Origin of the sequence: uncultured Neisseria sp., from assembly GCF_951230505.1 — a bacterium.
In the GTDB taxonomy this organism is placed as follows: Bacteria; Pseudomonadota; Gammaproteobacteria; order Burkholderiales; family Neisseriaceae; genus Neisseria.
This window is the reverse complement of record NZ_CATNVN010000201.1, coordinates 1-2,671: the sequence shown is the minus strand read 5'-3', so window position 1 is coordinate 2,671 and position 2,671 is coordinate 1. Positions and strand designations below refer to the sequence as shown.

Annotated in this window: 3 protein-coding genes and 1 pseudogene; 2 read left to right on the top strand and 2 right to left on the bottom strand. The window is 55.3% G+C overall.

The window, feature by feature from the left end; translation table 11 throughout:
* Positions 1-116: pseudogene (locus Q1M25_RS09410) on the bottom strand (IS5/IS1182 family transposase); the annotation flags it as partial.
* 8 nt (positions 117-124) lie between these two features.
* Entirely contained in the window at positions 125-1,063 is a 939-nt protein-coding gene (locus Q1M25_RS09405; RefSeq protein WP_300484044.1) for a hypothetical protein, read from the bottom strand.
* Positions 1,064-1,217: 154 nt separating this feature from the next.
* Between Q1M25_RS09405 and nadA the strand changes: the two genes are divergently transcribed.
* On the top strand, positions 1,218-2,330 hold the full coding sequence (nadA, locus tag Q1M25_RS09400) for a quinolinate synthase NadA (protein WP_300484042.1): 1,113 nt from the start codon (positions 1,218-1,220) through the stop codon (positions 2,328-2,330).
* A 51-nt stretch (positions 2,331-2,381) separates the two neighbouring features.
* Positions 2,382-2,671, top strand: a 290-nt coding sequence (locus Q1M25_RS09395; RefSeq protein ID WP_300484041.1) for an FAD-binding protein, incomplete at its 3' end; no start/stop codon positions are given.

Below are 2,671 nucleotides of genomic sequence, written 5' to 3'. Positions count from 1 at the left end.
ATAGTGGATTAACTTTAAACCAGTACGGCGTTGCCTCGCCTTGCCGTACTATCTGGTACTGTCTGCGGCTTCGTCGCCTTGTCCTGATTTAAATTTAATCCACTATAGGTCGTCTGAAAACGGGCTAACGGCTGCCCAGCGGCAGTCCGATATCAGAAATCAGCTGTTCGGGCAGAACGTCATCTCGGAAGCGGTAAAGCTGTGCAGGACGGCCTTTACTACCTGATACGCTGGTATCTGACGGCTCGATAAGGTTCTGCTGCTGAATCTGGCGGCGGAAGTTTTGCTTATGCAACAATCTGCCGCTGATGGCTTCGACGCTGTTTTGCAGTTGCAGCAATGTAAATTCGGGCGGCATCAGTTCAAAAATCACGGGGCGGTATTTGATTTTGGCACGCAGGCGGGACAGAGCGGTCGCCAGTACGCGGCGGTGGTCGTGGCGCATGGGCTGCCCCGTGAGTGCGAAGTTGAAGTTTTCCTGAGGCTCGACTGCTTCCGCTATCAGGCCGCTTTCATACAGCATTTCATAGCGTTGCAAAACGTATTCTTCCGACCAATTTTCAGGTTCTACCCCCCAGCACAAATGAATGCGCTTGAGCCGCTTCTGGCGCACTTCCTCCGTATCCGCCGAGTTTGCCCAAATGCGCAGGCGGCTGACGATGGTATCGCGCTGTCCGCTGTCAGTACGCAAATCTTCCCACGGAAAATAGCAGTAGCAGTCCTGCCATTTCGCATCGGGATGAAGGATGCTGTCGGCCGCTTCGCGCACCAGTCCCAAATAGCTGACGTATAAGACAGGCAGGCCTTGCTCGTTTTGACGGCGCGTATCTACAAACGTATAAAGCTGTTCTACATAGCCCATGGGCTGCGATGTCTGCTTGGCGACCCACATTCTGACCCCTGCCTGCAAGGAGTGGCGAAGCGGTGCAAGCAAGCCATTGGGTAATAGCTCTCCTTGGGCAACTGTCAAAACCCTCAAGCTGCCATTTGTAATGGCGATCAGTACAGGAACCAGCTCGACGATACTTTGCGGATTGGCCGCTGTTTCAGGATAGGCATCCATGCGTGGCTTTCATTCAAGAGAAAACCTTATTGTAAACCAAAGCGGTTTTCAGACGACCTTGCATATTATACTCAAGTTGAGCATAATATAAAAATAGTTTGAAAAAAGACGGCAAACCTTCATGCCGTCTGAAAAACAGCTACAAGGAAACATCATGCAAACCGCCGCCCGCCGCTCGTTCGATTACGATATGCCCCTCATTCAAACACCGACTTCCGCCTGCCAAATCCGTCAGGCGTGGGCGAAGGTTGCCGACACGCCCGACCGCGAGACGGCAGGCCGTCTGAAAGATGAAATCAAGTCTTTGCTGAAGGAGAAAAACGCGGTCTTGGTGGCGCATTATTACGTCGATCCGCTGATTCAGGATTTGGCTTTGGAGACAGGCGGATGCGTGGGCGATTCGTTGGAGATGGCGCGCTTCGGTGCGGAACATGAAGCCGGCACATTGGTGGTGGCTGGTGTGCGCTTCATGGGTGAGAGCGCGAAAATCCTCTGCCCTGAAAAAACAGTGCTGATGCCTGATTTGGAAGCGGAATGTTCTTTGGATTTGGGTTGTCCGGAAGAGGCGTTTTCGGCGTTTTGCGACCAACACCCCGACCGTACGGTGGTGGTGTACGCCAACACTTCCGCCGCCGTGAAAGCGCGTGCCGACTGGGTGGTAACGTCTTCGGTGGCGTTGGAAATCGTGTCGTATTTGAAATCGCGCGGCGAGAAACTGATTTGGGGGCCCGACCGCCACCTCGGCGACTACATCCGCCGCGAAACGGGCGCGGATATGCTGTTGTGGCAGGGTTCGTGCATCGTCCATAACGAATTCAAAGGGCAGGAGCTGGCGGCGTTGAAGGCGGAGCATCCCGACGCGGTGGTGCTGGTTCATCCCGAATCGCCGCAAAGCGTCATCGAACTGGGCGACGTGGTCGGCTCGACCAGCAAACTGCTCAAGGCCGCCGTATCGCGCCCTGAAAAAAAATTCATCGTGGCGACCGATTTAGGCATCCTGCACGAAATGCAAAAGCAGGCGCCCGACAAAGAATTTATCGCCGCACCGACGGCGGGCAACGGCGGAAGCTGCAAAAGCTGCGCGTTCTGTCCGTGGATGGCGATGAATTCGCTGGGTGGTATCAAATACGCCCTGACGAGCGGACGCAACGAAATCCTGTTGGACAGGAAGCTAGGCGAAGCCGCCAAACTGCCTTTGCAGCGTATGCTCGACTTCGCGGCAGGGCTGAAGAAAAAAGATGTGTTCAACGGCATGGGCCCCGCCTGATTTGCCGTCCATATTGCCGTTTCAGACGACCTCTCAAACAAGGACAACACCATGCAAACCGATTGCGACGTATTGATTGCCGGAAACGGGCTGGCGGCACTGACGCTCGCCCTGTCGCTGCCTGAATCGTTCCGCATCGTCATTTTGTGCAAAAACCGGCTGGACGACACCGCCAGCCGTCATGCGCAAGGCGGGATTGCGGCGGCGTGGTCGGAAGAGGACGACATAGAAAAACACGTTGCCGATACCTTGGAAGCGGGTGCGGGTTTGTGCAACGAAGCCGCCGTCCGCACCATCCTGTCGCAGGGCAAACCGGCAATCGAATGGCTGCTGGCGCAGGG